The organism is Streptomyces chisholmiae (assembly GCF_031845445.1).
GTDB classification, from domain to species: Bacteria; Actinomycetota; Actinomycetes; order Streptomycetales; family Streptomycetaceae; genus Streptomyces; species Streptomyces chisholmiae.
This window is the reverse complement of record NZ_JAVREO010000004.1, coordinates 324103-345590: the sequence shown is the minus strand read 5'-3', so window position 1 is coordinate 345590 and position 21488 is coordinate 324103. Positions and strand designations below refer to the sequence as shown.

At 75.4% G+C, this 21488-nt stretch carries 19 protein-coding genes; 9 read left to right on the top strand and 10 right to left on the bottom strand.

Translation table 11 applies throughout. The features are described from left to right. Positions 1 to 444 precede the first annotated feature (444 nt). Positions 445 to 1095, bottom strand: a complete 651-nt coding sequence (locus tag RM844_RS08995) for a TetR/AcrR family transcriptional regulator (protein ID WP_311666449.1) — start codon at positions 1093 to 1095, stop codon at positions 445 to 447. A gap of 129 nt (positions 1096 to 1224) precedes the next feature. Here RM844_RS08995 and RM844_RS08990 point away from each other — a divergent pair, with 129 nt between their 5' ends. Further along, positions 1225 to 1683: an SCP2 sterol-binding domain-containing protein gene (locus RM844_RS08990; RefSeq protein ID WP_311666448.1), complete on the top strand. Its 459-nt coding sequence runs from the start codon at positions 1225 to 1227 to the stop codon at positions 1681 to 1683. A gap of 6 nt (positions 1684 to 1689) precedes the next feature. Then, entirely contained in the window at positions 1690 to 2904 is a 1215-nt protein-coding gene (locus RM844_RS08985) for an acyl-CoA dehydrogenase family protein (protein ID WP_311666447.1), read from the top strand. An 83-nt stretch (positions 2905 to 2987) separates the two neighbouring features. Here the strand turns inward: RM844_RS08985 and RM844_RS08980 are convergent, their stop codons facing one another. From RM844_RS08980 to RM844_RS08965, 4 genes are all read right to left on the bottom strand, one after another. Then, the gene (locus tag RM844_RS08980) at positions 2988 to 3506 is read right to left on the bottom strand and encodes a DUF5919 domain-containing protein (RefSeq protein WP_311666446.1); all 519 of its coding nucleotides are present in this window, start codon (positions 3504 to 3506) and stop codon (positions 2988 to 2990) included. 337 nt (positions 3507 to 3843) lie between these two features. Further along, a complete protein-coding gene (locus RM844_RS08975; protein WP_311666445.1) occupies positions 3844 to 4710 on the bottom strand; it encodes a glutathione S-transferase C-terminal domain-containing protein in 867 nt (288 codons plus the stop codon). Between the two features lie 100 nt (positions 4711 to 4810). After that, the gene (locus RM844_RS08970) at positions 4811 to 4960 is read right to left on the bottom strand and encodes a hypothetical protein (RefSeq protein ID WP_311666444.1); all 150 of its coding nucleotides are present in this window, start codon (positions 4958 to 4960) and stop codon (positions 4811 to 4813) included. A gap of 259 nt (positions 4961 to 5219) precedes the next feature. After that, positions 5220 to 6374, bottom strand: a complete 1155-nt coding sequence (locus tag RM844_RS08965) for an LLM class flavin-dependent oxidoreductase (RefSeq protein WP_311666443.1) — start codon at positions 6372 to 6374, stop codon at positions 5220 to 5222. A gap of 439 nt (positions 6375 to 6813) precedes the next feature. Here RM844_RS08965 and RM844_RS08960 point away from each other — a divergent pair, with 439 nt between their 5' ends. The 5 genes from RM844_RS08960 to RM844_RS08940 all read left to right on the top strand — a co-directional run bounded on the left by RM844_RS08960 (position 6814) and on the right by RM844_RS08940 (position 14962). Further along, positions 6814 to 7611, top strand: coding sequence for a GntR family transcriptional regulator (locus RM844_RS08960; protein WP_311666442.1), 798 nt, complete (start codon positions 6814 to 6816; stop codon positions 7609 to 7611). A 68-nt stretch (positions 7612 to 7679) separates the two neighbouring features. After that, positions 7680 to 9452, top strand: coding sequence for an allophanate hydrolase (gene atzF / locus RM844_RS08955; protein WP_311666441.1), 1773 nt, complete (start codon positions 7680 to 7682; stop codon positions 9450 to 9452). Positions 9453 to 9689: 237 nt separating this feature from the next. Continuing rightward, the gene (locus RM844_RS08950) at positions 9690 to 12833 is read left to right on the top strand and encodes a glycosyl hydrolase 115 family protein (RefSeq protein WP_311666440.1); all 3144 of its coding nucleotides are present in this window, start codon (positions 9690 to 9692) and stop codon (positions 12831 to 12833) included. 327 nt (positions 12834 to 13160) lie between these two features. Next, positions 13161 to 14018, top strand: a complete 858-nt coding sequence (fdhD, locus tag RM844_RS08945) for a formate dehydrogenase accessory sulfurtransferase FdhD (RefSeq protein ID WP_311666439.1) — start codon at positions 13161 to 13163, stop codon at positions 14016 to 14018. A gap of 110 nt (positions 14019 to 14128) precedes the next feature. Further along, the gene (locus RM844_RS08940; RefSeq protein WP_311666438.1) at positions 14129 to 14962 is read left to right on the top strand and encodes an aldo/keto reductase; all 834 of its coding nucleotides are present in this window, start codon (positions 14129 to 14131) and stop codon (positions 14960 to 14962) included. 37 nt (positions 14963 to 14999) lie between these two features. On the opposite strand, the gene RM844_RS08935 is transcribed toward RM844_RS08940, so the two are convergent. From RM844_RS08935 to RM844_RS08925, 3 genes are all read right to left on the bottom strand, one after another. Then, complete coding sequence (locus RM844_RS08935; protein WP_311666437.1) at positions 15000 to 15749, bottom strand: class I SAM-dependent DNA methyltransferase; 750 nt, start codon at positions 15747 to 15749, stop codon at positions 15000 to 15002. Positions 15750 to 15860: 111 nt separating this feature from the next. Then, the gene (locus tag RM844_RS08930; protein ID WP_311666436.1) at positions 15861 to 16166 is read right to left on the bottom strand and encodes a 4a-hydroxytetrahydrobiopterin dehydratase; all 306 of its coding nucleotides are present in this window, start codon (positions 16164 to 16166) and stop codon (positions 15861 to 15863) included. A gap of 107 nt (positions 16167 to 16273) precedes the next feature. After that, positions 16274 to 18331: a phage holin family protein gene (locus tag RM844_RS08925; RefSeq protein WP_394814469.1), complete on the bottom strand. Its 2058-nt coding sequence runs from the start codon at positions 18329 to 18331 to the stop codon at positions 16274 to 16276. A 217-nt stretch (positions 18332 to 18548) separates the two neighbouring features. On the opposite strand from RM844_RS08925, the gene RM844_RS08920 reads away from it, so the two are divergent. Both RM844_RS08920 and RM844_RS08915 read left to right on the top strand, forming a co-directional pair. Next, positions 18549 to 19325, top strand: coding sequence for an MBL fold metallo-hydrolase (locus tag RM844_RS08920; protein ID WP_311666434.1), 777 nt, complete (start codon positions 18549 to 18551; stop codon positions 19323 to 19325). Then, complete coding sequence (locus tag RM844_RS08915) at positions 19322 to 19966, top strand: DedA family protein (protein WP_311666433.1); 645 nt, start codon at positions 19322 to 19324, stop codon at positions 19964 to 19966. The genes RM844_RS08920 and RM844_RS08915 overlap by 4 nt, the downstream gene beginning before the upstream one ends. A 4-nt stretch (positions 19967 to 19970) precedes the next feature. Here RM844_RS08915 and RM844_RS08910 read toward each other — a convergent pair whose 3' ends face one another. After that, a complete protein-coding gene (locus tag RM844_RS08910) occupies positions 19971 to 20846 on the bottom strand; it encodes a hypothetical protein (RefSeq protein ID WP_311666432.1) in 876 nt (291 codons plus the stop codon). 3 nt (positions 20847 to 20849) lie between these two features. Continuing rightward, the gene (locus RM844_RS08905) at positions 20850 to 21353 is read right to left on the bottom strand and encodes a hypothetical protein (RefSeq protein ID WP_311666431.1); all 504 of its coding nucleotides are present in this window, start codon (positions 21351 to 21353) and stop codon (positions 20850 to 20852) included. Positions 21354 to 21488 lie beyond the last annotated feature (135 nt).

Below are 21488 nucleotides of genomic sequence, written 5' to 3'. Positions count from 1 at the left end.
GGTTCGCCCCGGCGCGGCAGGGCCGGAGGCGGCCGGGGCCCGGGCCGGTCAGGACGGCCGGAGCCGGCGATCGGCCGGGCCCGGAGCGGCCTGAGCCCGCGATCGGGGCGGGCACGGCCGGACCGGAACAGACCGCCGAAGCCGGCCGTACCGGCGGCCGGGCGACCGGCCCCGCACGTCACCCGGCCGGGCACAGCAAGTCCCGCGCCCGGCACAGCCGTTCAGTCCGACGGCGGAGCCGGGACCGCACCCCCCCCGGCGGGGGCACCGGAGCCGCCGCGCCGGCCGGCCGGGTCGGGCGGCGAGACGTCGCGCCAGCACGGCCGCCCGCCGCGGGGGCGGCGGCACCGCGGTCGTCCGGGCGGGCAGCCGCAGAGGCCGGCCCGGCACGTCACCGGGCCGGGCGGCGGCGGTTCAGGCCGGTGACGGCGACGGCGGAACCGTTCACTCCGCCGGGGGCGGCGGTGGGGTCCACAGCTCGCCGTCCAGCACGTCCCGCATGCCGAGCCAGATCATGTTCATCAGCCGCAGCGCGACCCGTTCCGGCGTCTCGTCCGGGTGGCCGGCCATCCAGTCGGCGAGCGAGTCGGCCGCGCCGACCAGCGTGTGGGCGACGAAGTCGGCGTCCACCGCGCCGAGTCGGGCGTCCGCGCCGCCCTCCTCGATGCCGCGCCTGACCAGCGCGCCGACCTCGGCCAGCACCGAGGCGCGGGCGGCGGCCAGCTCGTCGGTGATCGCCGCGCTCAGTTCGGGCGCCTGGCGGTGCAGCAGGACCCAGCTGTCCCGGTGCTCGGCGACGAAGTGGAAGAACGCCGACAGCCCGCGCCACAGCCGCAGTTCGGGCTCGTCACCGCTGGCAGCCGCGTCCCGGAAGGCGACCGTGAGGGTCCGCGAGGCGTGCTGGACGCAGGCCACGAAGAGGCGCTCCTTGGAGCCGAGGTAGAGGTAGACCATGGGCTTGGAGATCCCGGCCAGCTCCGCTATCTCGTCCACCACCGCCGCGTGGTAGCCGTGGCGGGCGAACACCCGCAGCGCGGCCTCGACGATCTCCCGTTCGCGCACGCTTCTCGGCAGTCGTTTCCGGGTTCGGTCCATGGTCAATCTTGTCAGCCCACCCAGCTCGCCTCTAATCTTACTTTTCAGTAAGTCTACTTGACGGTAGATAGTGCGAGGGGAGTCCCGCCACCCCCGGGGCTGGCGGGACTTCGGTGAGGAAGGACGGCCATGGCCGAGAACGGTCCCGAGCTGAGTGAGCTGGACTTCGCGCAGGTCACGCCGGCGGAGTTCGCGTCCCTTGTGAAGCGGACCCCGGCCAGGGAGATCAGCCGGCTGCTGCGCGGGGAGCTGCGCACCCGGGTGCTCGCGGAGATCTTCGCCCGGATGGAGCGGCAGTTCCGGCCGGACGCCGCCGGCTCGACGCACGCCGTGATCCGCTGGGAGATCACCGGCGAGTCGCTCGTCGTCTACGAGACCAGCATCGCCGACGGCGTCTGCACCGTGCGCGAGGGCGCGCACGCCGCCGCGCCCCGGGTCACCCTGACCATGGCCGACCCCGACTTCCTCAAGCTGGTCTCGGGGAACGGCAGTCCGGTGACGATGTTCATGACCCGCAAGGTGGCGATCAGCGGGGACATCGGCTTCGCCTCCGGCCTGACCCGGCTCTTCGACATCCCCAAGGCCTGATCGACGATGAGCGGATTCTCCCTTGAACTGACCGAGGAACAGCGCGACCTGAAGGAATGGGTTCACGGTTTCGCCGCCGAGGTGGTCCGCCCGGCGGCCGCCGAGTGGGACGAACGCGAGGAGACCCCCTGGCCGGTGATCCAGGAGGCGGCCAGGATCGGGCTCTACGGCTTCGAGTCGCTGGCCGAGATGTTCGGCGACCCATCCGGGCTCTCCCTCCAGATCGCCAACGAGGAGCTGTTCTGGGGCGACGCCGGCATCGGCATGGCCCTCTTCGGCACCTCGCTCGCGGTGGCCGGGATCTTCGCCGCCGGCACCCCGGAACAGCTGGTGGAGTGGGTGCCGCAGTGCTTCGGCGACCCGACCGAGCCGAAGGTGGCCGCGTTCTGCGTCTCCGAGCCGGAGGCCGGCTCCGACGTGGCCGCGATGCGCACCAGGGCCCGCTACGACGAGGCCAGGGACGAGTGGGTGATCACCGGTCAGAAGGCCTGGATCACCAACGGCGGGATCGCGAACGTGCACGTGGTGATGGCCTCCGTCGACCCCGAGCTGGGTGCCCGCGGCCAGGCCGCGTTCGTGGTGCCGCCCGGCACGGCCGGCCTGGTCGGCGGCCCCAAGATCAGGAAGCTGGGGCTGCGCGCCTCGCACACCGCGGACGTCTTCCTGGACGAGGTGCGGGTGCCGGGCGGCTGCCTGCTGGGCGGCCGGGAGCGGCTGGAGCGCCGGCTGGCCAGGGCCCGCGAGGGCGGCCGTGGCAAGGGCCAGGCGGCGATGGCCACCTTCGAGGTCTCCCGCCCCACGGTCGGCGCCCAGGCGTTGGGCATCGCCCGCGCCGCCTACGAGTACGCGCTCCAGTACGCGGGCGAGCGGGTCGCCTTCGGCCGCCCCATCGTGGAGAACCAGGCCGTCGCCTTCCCCCTGGCCGACCTGCGCACCGAGATCGACGCCGTCCGGCTGCTGGTCTGGCGGGCCGCCTGGATGAGCCGCCACGAGAAGACCTTCGAGGCGGGCGAGGGCTCGATGGCCAAGCTGCGCGCCGGCGAGCTCGCCGTCGACGCCACCGGCCGCGCCGTCCAGATCCTCGGCGGCGCCGGCTACAGCCGGGAGCACCCGGTGGAGCGGATGTACCGGGACGCCCGCATCTACACCATCTTCGAGGGCACCAGCGAGATCCAGCGCCTGGTGATCGCCCGCGCCATCACCGGCCGGCAGATCCCCTGAGCGCGCGGCACCCGAATCCGCCCCCACCCACGCGGATCGCCGGTGGGGGCGTTCGGGACCGACCGCCGCCGACCCCGCGTGGGTCAGATGGGTCGGCCGCGTCTCCAGAGGTCCTCGACGTGCTCGGTGAAGCGGTCGAAGAGACCGCCGTCCGCCTGCCGGCGCAGGTGCAGCATCGGGGAGTCGTGCCCGACCGCCCGGGCGAGGTGGGGGGTGACCAGGGCGTCCCCGTCGAACCTGAAGACCGACAACGAGACGTGGTTCATGGCGTCCTCGGCGGCGGAGTAGCGGGCCTCGACGCCGGGCGCCGCGTTCAGCCGCGCCAGATGCTCCAGGGTGATGCGGATCCGGGTGGAGACCGAGAGGGCCACGTCCTCGACCTCCTCCCGGAGCCGCGTCACCTCGCCCTCCGGGTCACCGATCAGGAACCTGACCCGGCAGCCCTCCTCCGCCTTGCGGCGGAGCGTCTCCACGTAGGCGGGCTGGTCGAGCCAGAGGAAGTAACTGGTGTAGCCGGCCAGGGTGATGCCCTCGGTCGCCGTCCGGGTCAGGTCGCCCCAGAGGGAGGACGGGCACGCCGCCCGGTAGGGATAGCCTCGCAACAGCTCTCGGTCCGGTTCCGTCCTGACGGTGTCTCGTGCGGCTCTGGGCCACCACCACATCCGGGCTCTTCCCTCCCGACGCCGTCCGGCGTCAGCTCGGTCGCGCGCGGTTGGGACCAACGCGTCTTCGCTGGTCCGCCGCCCGAGTCTTCCCCGCGACGGTCCGGCCCATGGGCGCCCGCGTGAAAGGGAGATCGAATGCAACAACGGCGGTGCGCGCCAGCGGACCGGGGCGCTCCACCGGCGCCCACCGCCGGTCACCCCGCGCCGGCCGCCCCCGCCGGCCCGGCGCCCGGTGGCGGGGCGCCGGGGACGGGTGGGGTCCTGGTGGCCGGGGCTAGCGGGTGAGAACGTGTGGGGCCGCGGTCCAGTCGACGATCTGGACGGCGGCCCCGGCGGCTTCCAGGCCACGGCAGCAGTGCTCGTGCGCGCGGGCCAACTCGGCCAGCCGCAGCTGGCCGCCGAAGGCGGGCAGCGCGCAGAGCCGGCGGGCGTAGGCCCACAGCGCCGGGTGTCCGGCGATCCGGTGCACCGCGTCGGCGCCCAGGTGGCAGCGGTGCGCGGTGTCCAACCGCACCAGGGCCACCCAGAGTTCGACATCGGCCGCGGTGAGCGTCTCGCCCAGCACGAAGGAGGAGCCGGCGACCCGCCGGTCGAACTCGGCCAGCGTCGCGAGCAGCACGTCGAGGGCCCGCTCGCCCGCCGCGCCGGCGTCGGCCTCGCCGGCCAGCTGGGCGGCCTCGGCGATGTCCCGTTCGCACCGCACGGTCAGCGCGTCGATCTCGGCCGCCAGCCCGGCCGGGCGCAGCTCGGGCCGGCCGGCGGCGCGGAACCGCAGGCTGAGGTCGACCAGCAGGTCGGGCACGTGGTTGCTGACCAGCCGGCCGGTCCAACTGTCGGTCAGCGCCGGGCTGCTGGCCGGCCCCTGGTAGCCGTGCACGGTGGCCTGGTAGGCGGCGCGCAGCGCGGCGCGCTCCGGCCCCTCGTCGGGCGGCGCCGGCAGCAGGGTGACCGGCAGGGTGTCGGCCAGCCCCAGCAGCGCGTGGGTGATCGCCACGCGCAGGCCGTCCGCGCAGGACAGCGAGAGGTGGAGCCGGTAGCGGTGCGGTACGGGGTAGTGGCCGCTCTTGGCGTCGGAGCCGATCCGTTCCCGGACCAGACAGCGGGCGGACTCGTGCGCGGGGGTCGGCGTCGTTGCGGGCATGGCTCTCCCTTGGAGACGTCTACACGGGGGACGCGGGGCAGGCGGGCAGGAGAGAGGGCGGTCGCGGGGCCAGGGGCCCACGACCGCCGTGCGCGCGGGGTTAACCGGCGCTGCAGACGCGCAGCAGATCGATGTGGCGGCGGCAGGTCAGCAGCCGGGGCGCGTAGCGCCGGGGCGGCGCGGGGCGCGTGGCGGGCGCGGCGACGGGCCGAGGGGCGAGCTGGCGCTCCCTCGTCGTTCCGTCCGCCATGGGCGCTCCGTCCGTATCGTCGGTCCCGACCCTCGGGCGGGCCTTCCGTGGGATTGTCCGGCGCCACGGGGAGGGGCGTCAAGGGGTGGCCGCCCGCTGTCCCGCCACGCCCGCACCACCCGCCGGTGCGCCGGCGCCCACCGGACCGCGCGCGCCGGCACCGGTCGGCTCAACGCGCGCCGGATCGAAACGGGTCGGCGCGCGCCGGCCTGGGCGCCGGTCGGGGTCAGTGCGCGCCGGCGTGGGCGCCGGACCGGGGTCAGTGCGCGCCGGCCGCCGTCTCGGCCGCCGCCGTCGCCGCGGCGGTGGCGCGTCGGTCGCGGGCCGCCCGGTCGGCGTCCCGGCGGGCGACCTCGGCGCGGACCAGCGGGATGACGTGCCGCCCGAAGTCGATGGCGTCGTCCAACAGGTGGTAACCGCGCGCCGAGATGATGTCCACGCCCAGGTCGTAGTAGTCGAGCAGCGCCGCGGCCACCGTCTCCGGGGTGCCGACCAGGGCGTTGGAGTTGCCGGCGCCGCCGGTCGCGGCGGCGGTCGGCGTCCACAGCGCGCGGTCGTAGCGTTCGCCCTGCTCGGCGATGGCGATCAGCCGCCGTGAGCCGGTGTTCTCCGGTTGCCCCTCGCCGCCCGGGCGCCGGCGGACGACGCCGCCGCGCTGCCGGATGGCGGCCAGCGTGCGGTGTGCCTTCTCCCAGGCCAGCTCCTCGGTCGGCGCGATGATCGGCCGGAACGCGACCTGGATGCGCGGCGGTTCGGCCCGCCCGGCGGCCAGTGCGGCGTCGCGGACCGCCGCGATCTGCTCGGCGGTACGGGCCAACGGCTCGCCCCACAGGCAGTACACGTCGGCGGTGGCCCCGCCGGCGGCCAGCGCGGCGGCCGACGAGCCGCCGAACGACACGCCGGGGCGGGGCTGTTGCACGGGGAAGACGTCGCTCACGTAGTCCTGGAACTGGTAGTACTCGCCTGCGTGGTCGAAGGGCTCCCGGCTGGTCCACACCCGCTTGACGATCTCGATGTACTCGCGGGTGCGGGCGTAGCGCTGGTCCTTGGTGAGGGTGTCGCCCTCCCGGCGCTGCTCGTGGTCGTTGCCGCCGGTGATGAAGTGCACGGTCAGCCGCCCGTCGCTGATCTGGTCCAGGGTGGCGAAGACCCGGGCGGCGTAGGTCGGGTAGGACTGGTTGGGCCGGTGGGCCAGCAGGATGCGCAGCCGGTCGAGGCGGCTGGCGAGCAGGGCCGCCGCGGTGGCCGGGTCGGGCGAGCCGGAGCCGTAGGCGAAGAGCACCCGGTCCCAGCCGTGGTCCTCGTGGGCCCGGGCGAGCCGGACGGTGTACTCGGGGTCGAAGGCGGCGCCGGAGCGCGGGGTGGTCTCCGTGCCGTCGTTGGTGGCGGCGATGCCGAGGAACTCGACGGGCATTGCTGATCACACCTTTCGGCCGCGGCTCCGGGGCGTCGCGGCGGCAGGGGGTGGTGGCGCGGGGGTGGCGCCGCGGGACGCGGGCGCCGGTGCGGGGCTGAGGGTCAACGCCGGTGCGCGCGCCCCGGGTTGGCGGGGGCCCTGGGGCACCCAGGGGCCGAGGCGCGGCCGGGGCGGCCGGGGTCAGCCGGCGAGGGCGCGGCGACACGCCGCCGACCACACCCGACCGAAGTCGATGTGGTCGCGGGTCACCAACCGCCGCCGGTACCTCATGGATGCCAGTGCAACAGGGCCGAGGGCCGCCGTCAACGGGGCGGGGCCCGCCGCCCGCCAGCCGTAACCCGGCGACAAGCCCCCGTAACATCCGGCCCGGCTCCGTAACCGGCGCGCGATCCGCGGTCAAAGCCGGCGAAACGCCGGCCGCCTAACGTCCCCGGCCATGGATGCACCGCTGTATGCACCCCCGTCCACAACCGCCGGCCGGCCAGCCGCCGGGCCGCCGGCCCCCGCGCCGACCCCGGCACCGGCCGGCCGCCCTCCGGTCGCGGTCTCCGGCACCAGGGCCGGCCGGGACCGCCGCGCCGAGGTCTACGTCCGGCTGCGCGACCTGCTGCTCACCGGCGGGCTCGACGTCCGCCAGCGGCTGGTCGAGGTGCGGCTGGCCGAGCGGCTGGCGGTCTCCCGCACCCCGGTCCGGGAGGCGCTGGTCCGGCTGGTCGCCGACGGCCTGGTCGAGCGGCGGGACGAGGGCTACTACCCGGCCCGGCTCAGCCTGGCCGAGCTGCGGGACCTCTACGAGCTGCGGGTCACCGTCGAACTGCGCGGCATCGCCCGGGCGTTGGAGTCCGACCTGGTGCGCCACGACGCGGCGCTGCTGGAGCCGCTGCGCGACCGGTGGCGCCGGCTGCGGAACGAACCGCCCGCGCCCGACCCGGGGTTCGTGGCGTGGGACGAGGACTTCCACCAGACGCTGCTGCGCGCCTCGGGCAACCCGCGGCTCACCGAGACGCTGGAGTCGGTGAACGTCCGCATCCGGCCGGTGCGGATGTACGACTACCTCACGCCGGACCGGATCGAGCGCACCGTGGTCGAGCACCTGGCCATCGTGGAGGCGGTGCTCGCCGGTCAACTCGCCCAGGCCCTGGCCGCGTTGCGCAGCCATGTCGGCGAGTCGCTGGAGGTGGTGGCGGAGCGGGCGGCGCACGCCATCGCCCAACAGGCCCTGCGCGAACCCTGAGTCACACCTCCCGCCCCCTTTCAACCACCCACCGTGCCACCCGTTTCCACCCCGTTCAGGAGAGTCCGTTGCGCACCACCCCCGCCCCGCCGTCCACCACCCGCTCCCGTCCCGGCGCCGTCGAGCGGGCCCGCCTGGCGCTGCGGCTGCTCGCCGCCGGGGACCGCCCCGAGGCCTGGATCGCGGTCCGCGAGGAGGCCGAACTGCTCGCCGAGGCCGAGGCGTTGGACGCCCGGTTGGCGGCCGGCGAGACGCTGCCGCTGGCCGGCCTGGTCTGCGGCGTCAAGGACAACATCGACGTGGCCGGGCTGCCCACCACCGCCGGCTGCCCCGGCTACGCCTACCGGCCGGAGCGGGACGCGCCGGCGGTGGCCCGGCTGCGGGCGGCCGGCGCGCTGGTGGTCGGCAAGACCAGCCTGGACCAGTTCGCCACCGGGCTGGTCGGCACCCGCAGCCCCTACGGCGCGGTGCGTTCGGCCGGCGACCCGGAGCGGGTCAGTGGCGGGTCGAGCTCCGGCTCGGCGGTCGCGGTCGCACTGGGCGTGGTGGACTTCGCGCTGGGCACCGACACCGCGGGCTCGGGGCGGGTGCCGGCCGCGTTCCAGGGCATCGTCGGGGTGAAGCCGACGCTGGGCCTGGTCCCGACCGCGGGGGTGGTGCCGGCGGCGCGGTCCTTCGACTGCGTCACGGTGCTGGCCCCGACGGTGTCGCTGGCCCAACGGGTGGCCGGGGTGCTGGCGGACGGCCCGGTGGGGGCCGACGGCCGGCCGTGGCCGGCGGACGCGCCGCTGGCCGCGCCGCCCGTGCCGGTGGTCGCGGTGCCGGAGCCGGCGGGGCTGACCGCGCTGGACGCCGACTGGCTGGCCGCCTTCGAGGCCGCCGTGCGGCGGCTGGAGGCGCTCGGGGTGACCGTCCGGAAGGTGGACATCGGCCCCTTCCTGGCCGCCGCCGAGCTGCTCTACGGCGGCGCCTTCGCGGCCGAACGGTACGCCGCCGTGGGCGCGTTCCTCGACGACCCGGCCACCGGGCGGGCGCCCGGGGTCGATCCGTCGGTGCGGTCGGTGATCACTGCGGCCGGGCGGCTGCCGGCCCACCGGTACGCCGCCGACCTGGCCACCCTGCGCGAGCTGCGGCACGCGGCCCTGTCCCGACTGGCCGGCTGCGACGCGCTGTTGCTGCCCACCGCGCCGGAGCACCCGACGCTGGCCGAGGTGGCGGCCGACCCGATCGGGGTCAACAGCCGGCTGGGCGTCTTCACCAACTTCGTGAACCTGCTGGATCTTTCGGCGGTCGCGGTGCCGGCGGGCGAGGTGGCCGGCGGCCCGTTCGGAGTGACGGTGATCGCCCGGGCCTTCGCCGACCGGGTGGCCGGCGACCTGGCGCTGCTGCTGACCGGCGAGCCGGCCGAGCCGGTGGACCCGGCCGGCCCCGGGCCGCTGGGGCCGCCCGGACTCCCGCTGGTGGTCTTCGGCGCCCACCTGTCGGGCGAGCCGCTCAATCACCAACTGACCTCCGTCGGCGGCCGGTTGCTCGGACCGGTGCGCACCGCGCCGGAGTACCGGATGGTGGCGCTGCCGGGCGAGCCGGCCCGCCCGGGGCTGCTGCGGGTGGCACCCGGCGCGCCGGGGCACGCGCTCGGCGGTGAGCTGTGGGCGTTGCCGCCGGCGGCGCTCGGCCCGTTCCTGGCCGGCCTGCCGGCGCCGTTGGCGCTGGGCCGGGTGCTGCTGGCGGACGGCCGGGAGGTCACCGGCTTCCTCTGCGAACCGCACGCCGCCGCGGCCGCCCCCGACATCTCCGAGCACGGCGACTGGCGTGGCTACCAGGCGGCCACCCGCGGCTAGCCGCGGCCAGCGGACACGGAGGGGGCGGGGCCGTCGCGGCCCCGCCCCCTCCGGCGTCCCGCCACCGCCCGCCCCGACCCCGCCAGGAACTGAAAGTTTTTCGGCCGGCCAGCCGTCAACTGGCGTGCCACAAGCGGCCGTTACCGGAGTCTTGACCCGCCATGAGAGCGTGCATAGCCTTCCGGAACCGTTCCGATAATTATCGGTTCCCACCCCCTCATCGCGCGGAGCTGACCTATGACGAGCCGGCGTGCCTTCCTGAGCATCCTCCCGCTCACCGTCGCGGCCACCGCCGTCCCCACCGTGCCCGCCGTCGCGGCCAGCGCCGGCGGGGCCGGCCGGCCGGGCGCCCGCGAGACGTTCGTCACCGACACCTGGCGGCCCGGCAGCCTGCCCCTGGTCGCCGCCGGCCGCGCCACCCCGATCCTGGTCAGCGACGCGGACCACCCCGGGGTGGTCCGGGTGGCCGGCGACCTGAGCGCGGACCTGGAGCGGGTCACCGGGCTGGCCCCCGAGGTGCGCACGGAGCCCGGCGGGCGGCTGGAGGCGGCCGTCATCATCGGGACGATCGGCCGAAGTCCCCTGGTGGACCGGCTGGTCGAGGCCGGGAAACTGGACCTGGACGGCATCGCCGGCCGCTGGGAGACCAGCCGGCAGCAGGTGGTCCACGACCCGCTGCCCGGGGTGCGGCGGGCGCTGGTGATCGCCGGCAGCGACCAGCGCGGCACCATCTACGGCGTCTACGAGGTCTCCCGGCAGGCCGGGGTCTCCCCCTGGTACTGGTGGAACGATGTGCCGACACCGCACCGGGATGCGCTGTACGCGCTGCCCGGCCGGCACACCCAGGGCACGCCGGCCGTCCGCTACCGGGGCTTCTTCATCAACGACGAGAACCCGGCGCTGGGCACCTGGGCGCCCGCCTTCTTCGGCCCCGGCCACGCGCCCGGCTTCCCCAACGGGTTCAACAGCGCCTTCTACGCGAAGGTGTTCGAGGTGATGCTGCGGCTGCGGGCCAACTACCTGTGGCCGGCCGTCTGGGGCCGGGCGTTCGCCGAGGACGACCCGGCCAACCACGCCACCGCCGCCGCCTACGGGGTGGTGATGGGCACCTCGCACGAGGCCCCGATGATGCGCGGCATCGAGGAGTGGAACCGGCACGCCGTCCCCGCCCAACGGAACGCCGACGGCGAGATCGTCACCCCGGGCAGCGACCCGTACGGCGGCACCGGCGAGTGGAGCTTCCGCTTCAACGGCGAGGCCGTCAAGCGCTACTGGGCCGACGGCGTGCGCCGGATGGTGGACGAGGGCTTCGAGGGCGTGGTCACCCTCGGTATGCGCGGCAACGGCGACGTCAGCCTGCCGGACGGCGACGGCATCGAGCTGATGGAGAACATCATCGCCAGCCAACGGGAGATCCTGGACGAGCTGACCGACGACGACCTGGCGAGCATCCCGCAGGTCCAGACGCTCTACAAGGAAGTTCAGCACTACTGGGACGAGGGGCTCCGCCCACCGGACGACGTCACCGTCATCCTCTGCGACGACAACTGGGGCAACCTCCGCAAGGTGCCCGACCCGGCGCTGCCCGCCCGCTCCGGCGGCTACGGCCTCTACTACCACTTCGACTACGTGGGCGTCGGCCGGAACTACAAGTGGGTGGACACCGTCAACCTGGCCAGCACCTGGGAGCAGCTGCACCTCGCCTACCGGTACGGCATCGACCGGCTGTGGGTGGTCAACGTGGGCGACCTGAAGGCCGAGGAGCTGCCGCTGCAGTTCTTCCTCGACTACGCCTGGGACCCGGAACGCTGGGACATCGACGCGCTCGGCGAGTGGGAACGCCGGTACGCCGAGCAGAACTTCGGCCCCGAGCAGGCCGAGGCGATAGCCGCGGCGCTGCACACCTACGGGGTGCTCCAGGCCCGCCGCAAGCCGGAGCTGCTCAACCGGCGGATCACCGTGGACCCGGCGAGGGACCTGGCGACCGACCCGTCCGCCGTGGTCTACGACGACGAGGCGTCCCCGTTCAGCCTGACCGACTACCGGGAGCTGGAGCGGGTGACCGCCGAGTGGGAGGCACTGGACGTCGAGGTACAGCGGATCGGCGAGACGCTGGCGCCGGACCAGCAGGATGCCTACTACCAGCTGGTGCAGTACCAGGTGGAGGCGACGGCCAACCTCTACGCCCTGCGCGCGGCCGAGTTCACCAACCTGCTCTATGCCCGCCAGGGCCGGCTGGCCACCAACGCGCTGGCCGAGGCGACCGACGCCAGGTTCGCCGACGACCAGGCCATGTCGGAGTACTACAACCACGAGCTGGCCAGCGGGAAGTGGGCCGGCTTCCAGACCCAGCCCAAGATCGGCTACGGCGATGTCGCGCGCTACGGGCCGGACGCCGGCTGGCAACAGCCGCAGACCCCCGACCACGTGGCGCTGCCCGACGAGGTGTTCCCGCCGGTTCGCCGGCTCCAGCCGGGCACCGCGGCCGAGTTGGGGGTGGCGATCGACGGCTCCGAGCTGAGCTGGCCGGAGGCCGACGAGCCGGCCGTGCTGCCGGCCTTCAGCCCGTACCAGAGCCAACCCCGCCAGTATGTCGAGGTGTTCAACCGGGGCACCGAGCCCTTCCCGTACACGGTGACCGCGGCCGAGCCCTGGCTGACCGTCAGTGAGCCGGCCGGCACCGTGCACGACCAGGTGCGGGTCGAGCTGGCGGTGGACTTCGAACTGGCCCCGGCCGGGCGGCACACCGTGCCGGTGACGGTCACCGGCGCCGGCCGCATGGTCGAGGTGCTCGCCGAGGTGGACAACCCGGCGGTACCGCGCGGCGGCCTGGCGGGCTTCGTCGAGGCCAACGGCTACGTGTCCATCGAGGCCGCGCACTACCTGCGGGCGGTCGAGACGGCCGGCGTCACCTGGCGGACGCTGCCCGACCTCGGGCGGACCGGCGCCGGGGTGACCCCGTTCCCGGTCACCGCCCCGCGCCGGGCCCCGGGCGGGCGGAGCCCGCGGCTGGAGTACGAGCTGACGCTCTTCACCACCGGCCGGGTCCGGCTGTGGGTCCACCTCTCGCCGCGCAACAACGTGCTGCCGACGGACGGGCTCAGCTACGCCGTCTCACTGGACGACGAGGCCCCGCAGACGGTGAACGTCACGGCCGTCACCGGCTCCGACGACCAGAACATGAACCCGCAGTGGGCCCGCAACACCTCGGACAACGCGACCGTCGTGAGCACCGTCCACACGGTGACCGAGCCCGGCCGGCACCTGCTCGCGTTCTGGATGGTCGACCCCACGGTGGTCCTCCAGAAGCTGGTCCTGGACACCGGCGGCCTCCGTCCCAGCTACCTCGGGCCGCCCGAGAGCTTCCACGTCGCACGGTGAGCCCGGGCCCCGCGCGGGGCTAAGCACTCGGCTCGGGCGCCGCTTCGAATGACTCCGTGATCGAACTGGCGGTCGGCCTGGCCGCGGCGGGGCTGACGATGGGGCTTTTCCCACCGGAAGGCGCGTCAGCGCTCCGCCGCCGCCGCACGGGGCGAGGTGCTGATCGCGGTGATGCCGAGGGAGCTGGAGCACCTGCGCGCCGCCCTGGACCGGACGGCGTGGCCGGCCGCCTGGCGCGGCCCGCCAGGCGGGTCCGCCCGCCCCACCGCGCCGGTCGGGGGCCGGTGTCATGGGCCCGGAGCCATGGGCCGGTGTCATGATGGCGAGATGGGACGGGTCACCGAGCGTCGGCGGGTCATTCGGGTCAGGGACGGCGTGGTCGCCGCGCGGTCGGACACGCTGGTCGGCGAGGAGCCGCTGGAGATCAGGGTGAACGGCCGCCGGCTGGCGGTCACCATGCGCACGCCGGGCGACGACTTCGCGCTGGCGGTCGGTTTCCTGGTCAGCGAGGGCGTGCTGGCCGAGCCGGCGGAGCTGGCCCGGATCGCCTACTGTGCCGGCGCCACCGGCCCCGACGGCGCCAACAGCTACAACGTGGTGGACGTGCGGCTGGCGGACGGCGTGCCGGGGCCCGATCTGTCGCTGGACCGGCGGGTGTTGACCAACTCCTCGTGCGGGCTGTGCGGCCGGGTCAGCCTGGACACCGTGCACACCACCGCCCGCTGGCCGCTGCCGTTGCCGCCGGGCCCTGTGCTGGACCCGGCGGTGCTGGCCGCGCTGCCGGACCGGCTGCGCGCCGCGCAGCGGGTCTTCGCCCGCACCGGCGGGCTGCACGCGGCGGCGCTCTGCGCGCCGGACGGCACGCTGCTCGACGTGCGGGAGGACGTCGGCCGGCACAACGCGGTGGACAAGATCGTCGGCCACGCGCTCCAGGCCGGCGCGCTGCCGCTGACCGACGCCGTGCTGCTGGTCTCCGGTCGGGCCTCGTTCGAGCTGGCGCAGAAGGCGGTACTGGCCGGCATCCCGGTGCTGGCCGCGGTCTCGGCGCCGTCCGCGCTGGCGGTGGACCTGGCGACGGAGGCCGGCCTGACCCTGGTGGGCTTCCTGCGCGGCGCCTCGATGAACGTCTACAGCGGGGCCGAGCGGCTCGGGCTGGCCGAGCCGGCCGAGGACCCGGTGGGTTGACCAGGCCGCCCCCGGGCGAAGCCCGTCCCGGTTTCGGAGACCGGAACGCCGGATATGTAAGACTGCCGTGCATACCGATCGCACCCGATCAGAGAAGGACACAAGAGCACGTGAGTGGCGTCCCCGAAGTTACTCTCAACAACGGTGTCCAGATGCCGCAGCTCGGCTTCGGCGTCTGGCAGGTGCCGGACGACGAGGCCGAGGTCGCGGTCGGCCAGGCCCTGGCCGCCGGCTACCGGAGCATCGACACCGCCGCCATATACGGCAACGAGGAGGGCACCGGGCGCGCCCTGGCCTCCTCCGGCCTGCCGCGCGACGAGCTGTTCGTCACCACCAAGCTGTGGAACACCGACCAGGGCTACGACACCGCCCTGGCGGCCTTCGACCGCTCGCTGGAGAAGCTCCGCCTGGACTACGTGGATCTCTACCTGATCCACTGGCCGGCCCCCGCCCACGACCTCTACGTGGAGAGCTGGAAGGCCCTGGAGAAGATCCTGGCCGACGGCCGGGCCCGGGCCGTCGGCGTCTCCAACTTCAAGCCGAAGCACCTGCGTCGGCTGCTGGACGAGACCCAGATCGTCCCGGCGCTCAACCAGATCGAGCTGCACCCCAACTTCCAGCAGGCGGAGTCCCGCGCCTTCCACGAGGAGCTGGGGATCCTGACCGAGGCCTGGTCCCCGCTGGGTTCCGGCAAGGGACTGCTCGACGACCCCGAGCTGGCCAGGATCGCCGCCAAGCACGGCCGCACCCCCGCCCAGGTGGTGCTGCGCTGGCACCTCCAGCTGGGCAACGTGGTGATCCCCAAGTCCGTCACCCCGTCCCGGATCACCGAGAACTTCGATGTCTTCGGCTTCGCCCTGGACGACGAGGACCTCGCGGCGATCGGCGCCCTGGACACCCCCAACCGGGTCGGCGCCGACCCGGACGAGGCCAACTGGCGCTGAGCCGGCCGGCGTTCACCGTCCGTCGGACCGCCGCCCCTCAGCGGGTGGCGGCCCGGCGGGCGAAGGTGATGATCTCCGGGCTGCCGGCCGTGTGCGGCCCGCCGGACCAGTCGCCGTACCGCTCGACCACCGCCAGCCCGGCCTCGGCCAGCCGCGCGTCCAGCGCCGGCGCGGTCAGGAACCGCAGGGTGCTGCGGCTCGTCTCGGGACGCGGCCAGTCGGGGCTCGTGTAGGTGGTGTCGAAGGTGACGGTGTCCCCCTCGACCGGGGTGTGCACCCGGTGACTCATCGTTACCTCCGCCCCGTGCTCGTCGCGCACCGTGACCGCGTGCTCCGGAGTCCAGCCGGCCCAGGCGCGAGCCGCGGGCTCGCGGGTCTCGAAGGCGAACAGCCCGTCGGCGGTGAGGAGTTCCCCGACGGCGGCGAGCGCGCCACGGATCTCCTCGTCGGTGACCAGCGCCTGGAAGGCGTGCCCGGTCATCACCGCGAGGTCGAACTCCCCCGGGCGGTCGAAGGATTCGAGATCCCCCGCGACCCACTCCACGTCCCCGCGGCGCCTGGCCAGCTCCAACATGCCGACCGCCGGGTCGAGTCCGCAGAGCCGGCCGGTGTGCCCGGCCGCCCTGGCCCGGTGCAGCAGCAGGCCGGTGCCGCAGCCGATGTCCAGCACCGAGCGGGCGGCCAGCAATCGCGGCAGGTAGAAGGGGAAGTCACCCCTGGACTCCCAGGGATGGAACCGGTCGTAGAGCGCGGCGAGCCGGGCGTCGGCGAACTGGTGGTCGACCATCCGGACATTATCCGGCGCCAACTCACCCATCGCGAGCGGGAATTGGCGCACCCGTCGGCCGCGCCCCACCGGTCGCGCGCCCCGGCCCGCGCGGCCGGTCGCCCGCCCGGCTCAGCGGGCGCCGTGCCCGGCGGCGATCTCCTCGATCCGGCTGGCCAGTTGGGTGTCCAGCTCGGTCACCCGGCCGCCGACGCTGTGCGTGTTGACGGCGACGCCCAGCTGGTCGTAGGTCACCGTGAGGTTGGCGTGGTGGTTCAGCTGCTCCTGGATGGTGGCGATGTGCACCAGCAGCGCGACCGCCGCCAGATGGCTGTCCAGCGTGTACTGACGGACCAGCCGGTCCTCGCCGAACGTCCAGCCGGGCAGCCCGCTGAGCACCTCGCCGAGCTGCGTCTCGTCCAATGGCCGCGGCGCCATGCCGTCCTCCTCGCCTCGGGGTCCCGCCCACCGGCGCGGGGCCGGGACGTTCGCCCCTCAGCCTAGGAAGGTCGGCGCCGATCCGCGCTGTGAACGGGCCGGCCGGGTCAGCCGGCGGCCCCGGCGCCCGCCCGGGCCGCCGCCCGGGCCTCGGCCAGCCAGCGGCGCAGCACCCCGTGCACCGCCTCGGCACCCACCAGCGCCCCGTCCCGGTCGGCCGGCGACAGGCCGGGCGGGGCCAGCAGGAACGCCCGACTCTGCTCACCGCCGAGGCCGCCGTGGCAGCCCAGCTGCTCCTCGAAGGCGTGCACCCGGCCGGTGACCGGGTCGTAGGCGGAGTTGACCATGATGTCGGCGCAGTGCCGGAACCCGGCCGTCCGCCGCACCGCCTCGGCCGCGCCGGGACCGAACGGCGCCAGCGGGTCGGCCACCAGCACCTTGCCGGAGTCCAGATGGTGTTCCGCGCCGCCGGCGCCCAGCACCACCGGGCCGTGCCGCTCGTCCCGCACCAGCAGGAAGCCGATGCCCGGATGCTCGGCCAGGGTGCGCAGCAGCGCCGGATAGCGGCCGTCGATGGCCTCACGGCCGGCCCGTTCCGGCAGGTCGGGGAAGGAGACCAGGCCCAGGTTGCCGGAGGCCAGCACCACCGGGGCGGTGCGCCCGCCGGGCTCGGCGCGCCGCTCGGGCGGCGGCGCGGCCGGCTCCTCCGGCCGGTGCAGCGCCGCCCTGGCCACGCCCCTGGCCTCGGCGCCGGTCTCCTCCCGGCGCGGCGGGGCGACCACCGGCCGGCCGCAGCCGATCCGCACCAGCTCCTCCAGCGAGTGCCCGAACGCGCCGCTGAACGTGGGCCCCTCGCTCTGCCCGTGGTCGGAGAGCAGCACCAGGTGGTAGGGGCGCGGGGCGTGCTCGACCGCCTGGCGGACCAGCGCCACGCACCGGTCGAGCCGGGCCAGGACCTGCCGGGTGTCCCGGCTGCTCGGCCCGGAGTGGTGCGCCACCTCGTCGTAGGCCACCAGGTCGGCGTAGACCACGCCGCGCCCGTTGAGGATGTCCCCCACCACGGCCGCCGTCACCACGTCCCGCTGGACCACCGTGGCGAACGCCCGGATCAGCGGGTAGAGACCGCCCCTGCGCACCCGGGGGCGCACCCCGGCCAGCCGCGCGCGGGTGGACTGCCCGATCTCCCGCACCAGCTCGGCGACGAACGCGCCGGCGGTGCGCGCCGCGTGCGCCGGATCGGAGAAGTAGGCGAAGTAGCCGGCCCGCGACCGCTGCCCCCGGCGGCGGCGGGTCGCGATCGAGAGCACCAGCGCGACCTGCCCGGCGCCCCCGGTGAAGAGGTTGCCCCGGCTGGCGCCGTCCGTGGCCAGCAGCCCGGCCCGGCCGGTCCGCGCCTGCGCCCGCCGCTGCAACTCGGCCGCGCTGGACGGCCGGTTGCTCACCAGCACCTGGCCGGTCTCCTTCTCGTACCAGCGGAACGCCGGCACGTCCTCGTTGCTGCCGTGCAGGATGCCCAGCTGGGCGGCGCCGGTCTGGCTGGACCAGTCGGTGCGCCAGGGCAGCAGCGTGTGGCCGCCGGCCAGCAGCCCGGCCACCGTCGGCATCACCGGCCGCTCGCCGGCCACCGCGTCCCGCAGCACCCGGTAGCCGATGCCGTCCAGCTGGAGGCAGACCAGGCCGGCCTCCCGGCTGGCCGGGCTCGGCGCCAACCGGCCGAAGCGCAGCCCGGCCATCCGGCGCAGCCGGCGCCGGGCCGCGCCCCGGTCCCGCACCGCCAGGAACGCGCCGGTCGCCGAGGTGGCGACCGAGGTGACCGCGGCGACCACCACCGCGGTACGCAGCCCGGCCTGGCCGCGGCCGGGCACCGCGCTCAACGCCAGCGACAGCGACAGCCCGTTGAGCAGGAACACCAGCGAGCCCAGCGCCAGCGCCGGCGCCAGCAGCAGCGCCCGCACCAGCCACGGCCACACCAGCGCGTTCAGCAGCCCGAAGAACGCGGCGCCCAGCGCCGCGGTCAGCCCGACCCGGGTGAGGCTGTCGCCGTCGGCCGACTGGAGCCGGAAGTCCGGCAGCACCAGGGACAGCAGCACCAGGGTGCCGGTGGCCACCGCCCACACCGCCAGTACCCGCAACACCGCGGCGCCCGCGCTCCGCCACCGCCCCACCGCCACACCACCGTCCTGCCCGGCGTTCCCGCCACTCGTGCCCGTTGCCGCCCGGTCCGCTCCGCCAGTCCCGTCCGCCGGCCCGGTCCGGGGCCGGCCGGCGTCCCCGGTCCCCGCCATCCTCGCCGATCGGCCGGGGTGCCCGCCGCCGCGGCTGGCATCCTTGACCCAGGCCGTCGGGAGCGACGTCGGGACGGCCAGTGAAGGAGAGAGCCGGATGTCCGTGGAGATCACCTGGTGGGGGCATGCCACGGCGACCGTCCGGGACTCCGGCACCACCCTGCTGACCGATCCGCTCCTCACCCGGGGCTGCGCCCATCTGCGGCGCCGCCGTGGCCCGCTGCCGCCGCCGGCGGCCAGCGGCGCCGACGCGGTGCTCGTCTCGCACCTGCACTGTGACCACCTGCACCTGCCGTCGCTGGCCCGGCTCCCGGCCGGCACCCCGGTGCTGCTGCCCCGGGGCGCGCCGCGCGCGGTGCCGCTGCTGCGCCGGCTCGCGCGCCGGCTTGAGGTGTGCGAGCTGGCCGCCGGCGACCGGGTGCCGGTCGGCGGGGTCGTGGTCCGCGCGGTGCCGGCCGAGCACGACGGGCGGTGGCTGCCGTTCGCCCGCCGCCGGGTCACACCGCTGGGCTTCGTGGTGGAGGGCGCCGGCCGCACCTACTTCGCCGGGGACACCGACCTGTTCCCCGGGATGGCCGACGCGGTCGGCCCGGTGGACGCGGCGCTGCTGCCGGTCGGCGGCTGGGGCCCCGGCCTGGGCCACGGCCACCTCGACGCGGGGCGGGCCGCCGAGGCGCTGACCCGGCTCCGTCCGCGCTGCGCGGTGCCGGTGCACTACGGCACGTTCTGGCCGTGGGGGCTGTCCGCGGTGCGCCCGCACGAGTTCCACGCGCCGGGCGACGAGTTCGTCCGGCACGCCGCCCGGCTGGCGCCCGAGGTGGCGGTGCACCGCCTCCGGCACGGGGAGAGCCTGCGGCTGGCGGTGCGCGGATGAGCCCGGCCCCGGCGGCGCTCGCCGGCTACGCGCTGGCCGCCGAGGGCACGGTCACCACCGAGACCACCCAGCAGGCCATCGGCTACCCATCGCTCTTCGCGCTGGTGCTGCTCGGCTCCCTGGTGCCGGTGGTGCCGACCGGCGCGCTGGTCAGCTCGGCGGCCGTGGTGGCCGTCCACCACAGCGACCCGGTGCTCACCTCGCTGCTGGTCTGGCTGGTGGCGGCCGGCGCGGCGTTCCTCGGCGACGCGGCGCTCTACGGGCTCGGCGCACGCGGCTCCCGCTGGCTGGGCCGGATCAGCGACCAGGTCGCGCCGGCCACCCTGGCGGCGGCGCAACGCCGCCTGGACGAGCGGGGCACCACGGTGCTGCTGGTCTCCCGGCTGGTGCCGGCCGGCCGGCTGCCGGTGCTGCTGGCCTGCCTGTTGGCCGGGCTACCGGCCCGCCGCTACCTGCGCGGCAACCTGGTCGCGACGGTCGCCTGGGCCGGGGTCTACGGCCTGCTGGGCGTGGTCGGCGGCGCGCTCTTCCCGCATCCCTGGCAGGGTGTGCTGGCCGCCGTGGCCCTGACCCTGCTGATCGCCGCCGTCCCCCGGCTCGGCCGCCGCCTCCGCCGGCGGGGCGCGCCCGAGCGCCCGTGACCGCTCAGCGCGGGAACAGGCTGGGGATGACCCGGTGGTCGGAGCTGCGCGCGGTCAGTTCGACGAGCACCACCCCATCCTCGCCGAGCGGGTCGTACCAGACGTCCACCTGCCCGCCGGGGGTCGGGGCGTCCAGGGGACGGGTGACGAACGGCTGGGTCACCTGCCGTGGCCCGTACTTGCCCACATAGGTGACGGTGACCTCGAACCGCGGGTTCCCCTCGATCCAGGTGTGGGTGAAGTCGACCCGGGCGATGGTGCCCGGCATCCGGACCCCGTGCTCCCTGATCTCCGCCGCCTTGGTCGCCGCTCGGCGGCCGGGCCGGTGGGTGGCGGCGAGGCGCAGCAGGGTGACCGCCGCGGCGCTGCCGAGTCCCGCCGGCAACAGCCAGGGCCCGTGGTAGGCGACCCAGGCGACCAGCCCCCAGTCGGCGCTGCCGCCGTCCCACTCGGAGACCATCTCGCCCACTGTCCGCGGCGCTGTCCACCGGCTGGCCAGCCAGGCGGCGAGCAGCCCGGCGGCCGTCCCGCCGGAGGTGACGGCGCCGCCCAGCAGCGCCCCGGCCCTGAACGTGGAGAACGCGCTGGTGGCCTGCCAGCTGACGGCGAACCCGAGGAACGAGGCGGGGAGGGCCGCGGCGAAGAACAGCGTCGGCCCGCCGACCAGACCGGCCGTCCCGTCGCCCCAACCCCCGATGTCGTTGGTGGCCATCAGGCGGAGGGTGTCGAGGAAGGACACCGACGCGTAGCCGGCCACCGCCCACAGCAGGGCGGCCGCGGGGAGCAGCCCCACCAGCCACGCCCTGGCCCGGCGGCGCCTGGCCGGGCCGTGGTCGGGGCTGGCGGCTGGCCGGGGCGACCGGCGGGGGAACGCGGGCACGGCTCAGCCGATCCGCTCGAAGATCCCCACCTCGGCGCGGTCACCTGGGTTGACCTTGCCCCGGAACCGGGCGCCGACGGTGTACTGGGCGAACACCGGTGCCGGGACGACCTGCACCGTCGAGGCCTGGTAGGGCTCGCCGGCACCGGTCACCCGCACGCCGATCGTGTACTGGCGCTGCCCGCCCAGGGTGACGCCGGTCGGCGCGATCGAGGTGATCGTCAGCTCCGCGTCGGTGCCGGTCTCCCACAGCGCGCGGAGCCGCTGGCCGTAGGCCTGGAGCTCCTGCTGCTGGCGCAGCTGCTCGGCCTGCGGCAGCGCCAGGTAGGCGGCGGTCTCCGGGTCGCTGAGCGCGGCGGCCGCCCGCGGGTCGTAGTGTCCCTGGGCGCCCTGGACGATGTTCTGCTGCGTGGCCTGGCGCTGCTCCGGCGGGACGTCGTGCATCTGGGCGTAGGTCTCGAAGGCCTGGTCCTGGTACGCCTTGATCTTCCGGTCGAGCCACTTCACTGGCGTTCTCCCTCGGTGCCGGTGCTCGGGGCCGAGCACGCGGTCACCGTAGGAGGGCGGCCGCTCCTACCGATCCCAACTTTCCGGCGCCGCCGGGCCGTCGGGGCCGTCCGGCCGGACGGCGTCGGCGGTCGC

Bases quoted from the DNA above. Each gene is read 5' to 3' on its own strand.
- RM844_RS08975 (WP_311666445.1), bottom strand. From the start codon at position 4,710: ATGCCCGCAACGACGCCGACCCCCGCGCACGAGTCCGCCCGCTGTCTG.
- RM844_RS08970 (WP_311666444.1), bottom strand. From the start codon at position 4,960: ATGGCGGACGGAACGACGAGGGAGCGCCAGCTCGCCCCTCGGCCCGTC.
- RM844_RS08985 (WP_311666447.1), top strand. From the start codon at position 1,690: ATGAGCGGATTCTCCCTTGAACTGACCGAGGAACAGCGCGACCTGAAG.
- fdhD (WP_311666439.1), top strand. From the start codon at position 13,161: ATGGGACGGGTCACCGAGCGTCGGCGGGTCATTCGGGTCAGGGACGGC.
- RM844_RS08935 (WP_311666437.1), bottom strand. From the start codon at position 15,749: ATGGTCGACCACCAGTTCGCCGACGCCCGGCTCGCCGCGCTCTACGAC.
- RM844_RS08920 (WP_311666434.1), top strand. From the start codon at position 18,549: ATGTCCGTGGAGATCACCTGGTGGGGGCATGCCACGGCGACCGTCCGG.
- RM844_RS08950 (WP_311666440.1), top strand. From the start codon at position 9,690: ATGACGAGCCGGCGTGCCTTCCTGAGCATCCTCCCGCTCACCGTCGCG.
- RM844_RS08995 (WP_311666449.1), bottom strand. From the start codon at position 1,095: ATGGACCGAACCCGGAAACGACTGCCGAGAAGCGTGCGCGAACGGGAG.
- RM844_RS08915 (WP_311666433.1), top strand. From the start codon at position 19,322: ATGAGCCCGGCCCCGGCGGCGCTCGCCGGCTACGCGCTGGCCGCCGAG.
- RM844_RS08965 (WP_311666443.1), bottom strand. From the start codon at position 6,374: ATGCCCGTCGAGTTCCTCGGCATCGCCGCCACCAACGACGGCACGGAG.
- RM844_RS08930 (WP_311666436.1), bottom strand. From the start codon at position 16,166: ATGGCGCCGCGGCCATTGGACGAGACGCAGCTCGGCGAGGTGCTCAGC.
- RM844_RS08990 (WP_311666448.1), top strand. From the start codon at position 1,225: ATGGCCGAGAACGGTCCCGAGCTGAGTGAGCTGGACTTCGCGCAGGTC.
- RM844_RS08960 (WP_311666442.1), top strand. From the start codon at position 6,814: ATGGATGCACCGCTGTATGCACCCCCGTCCACAACCGCCGGCCGGCCA.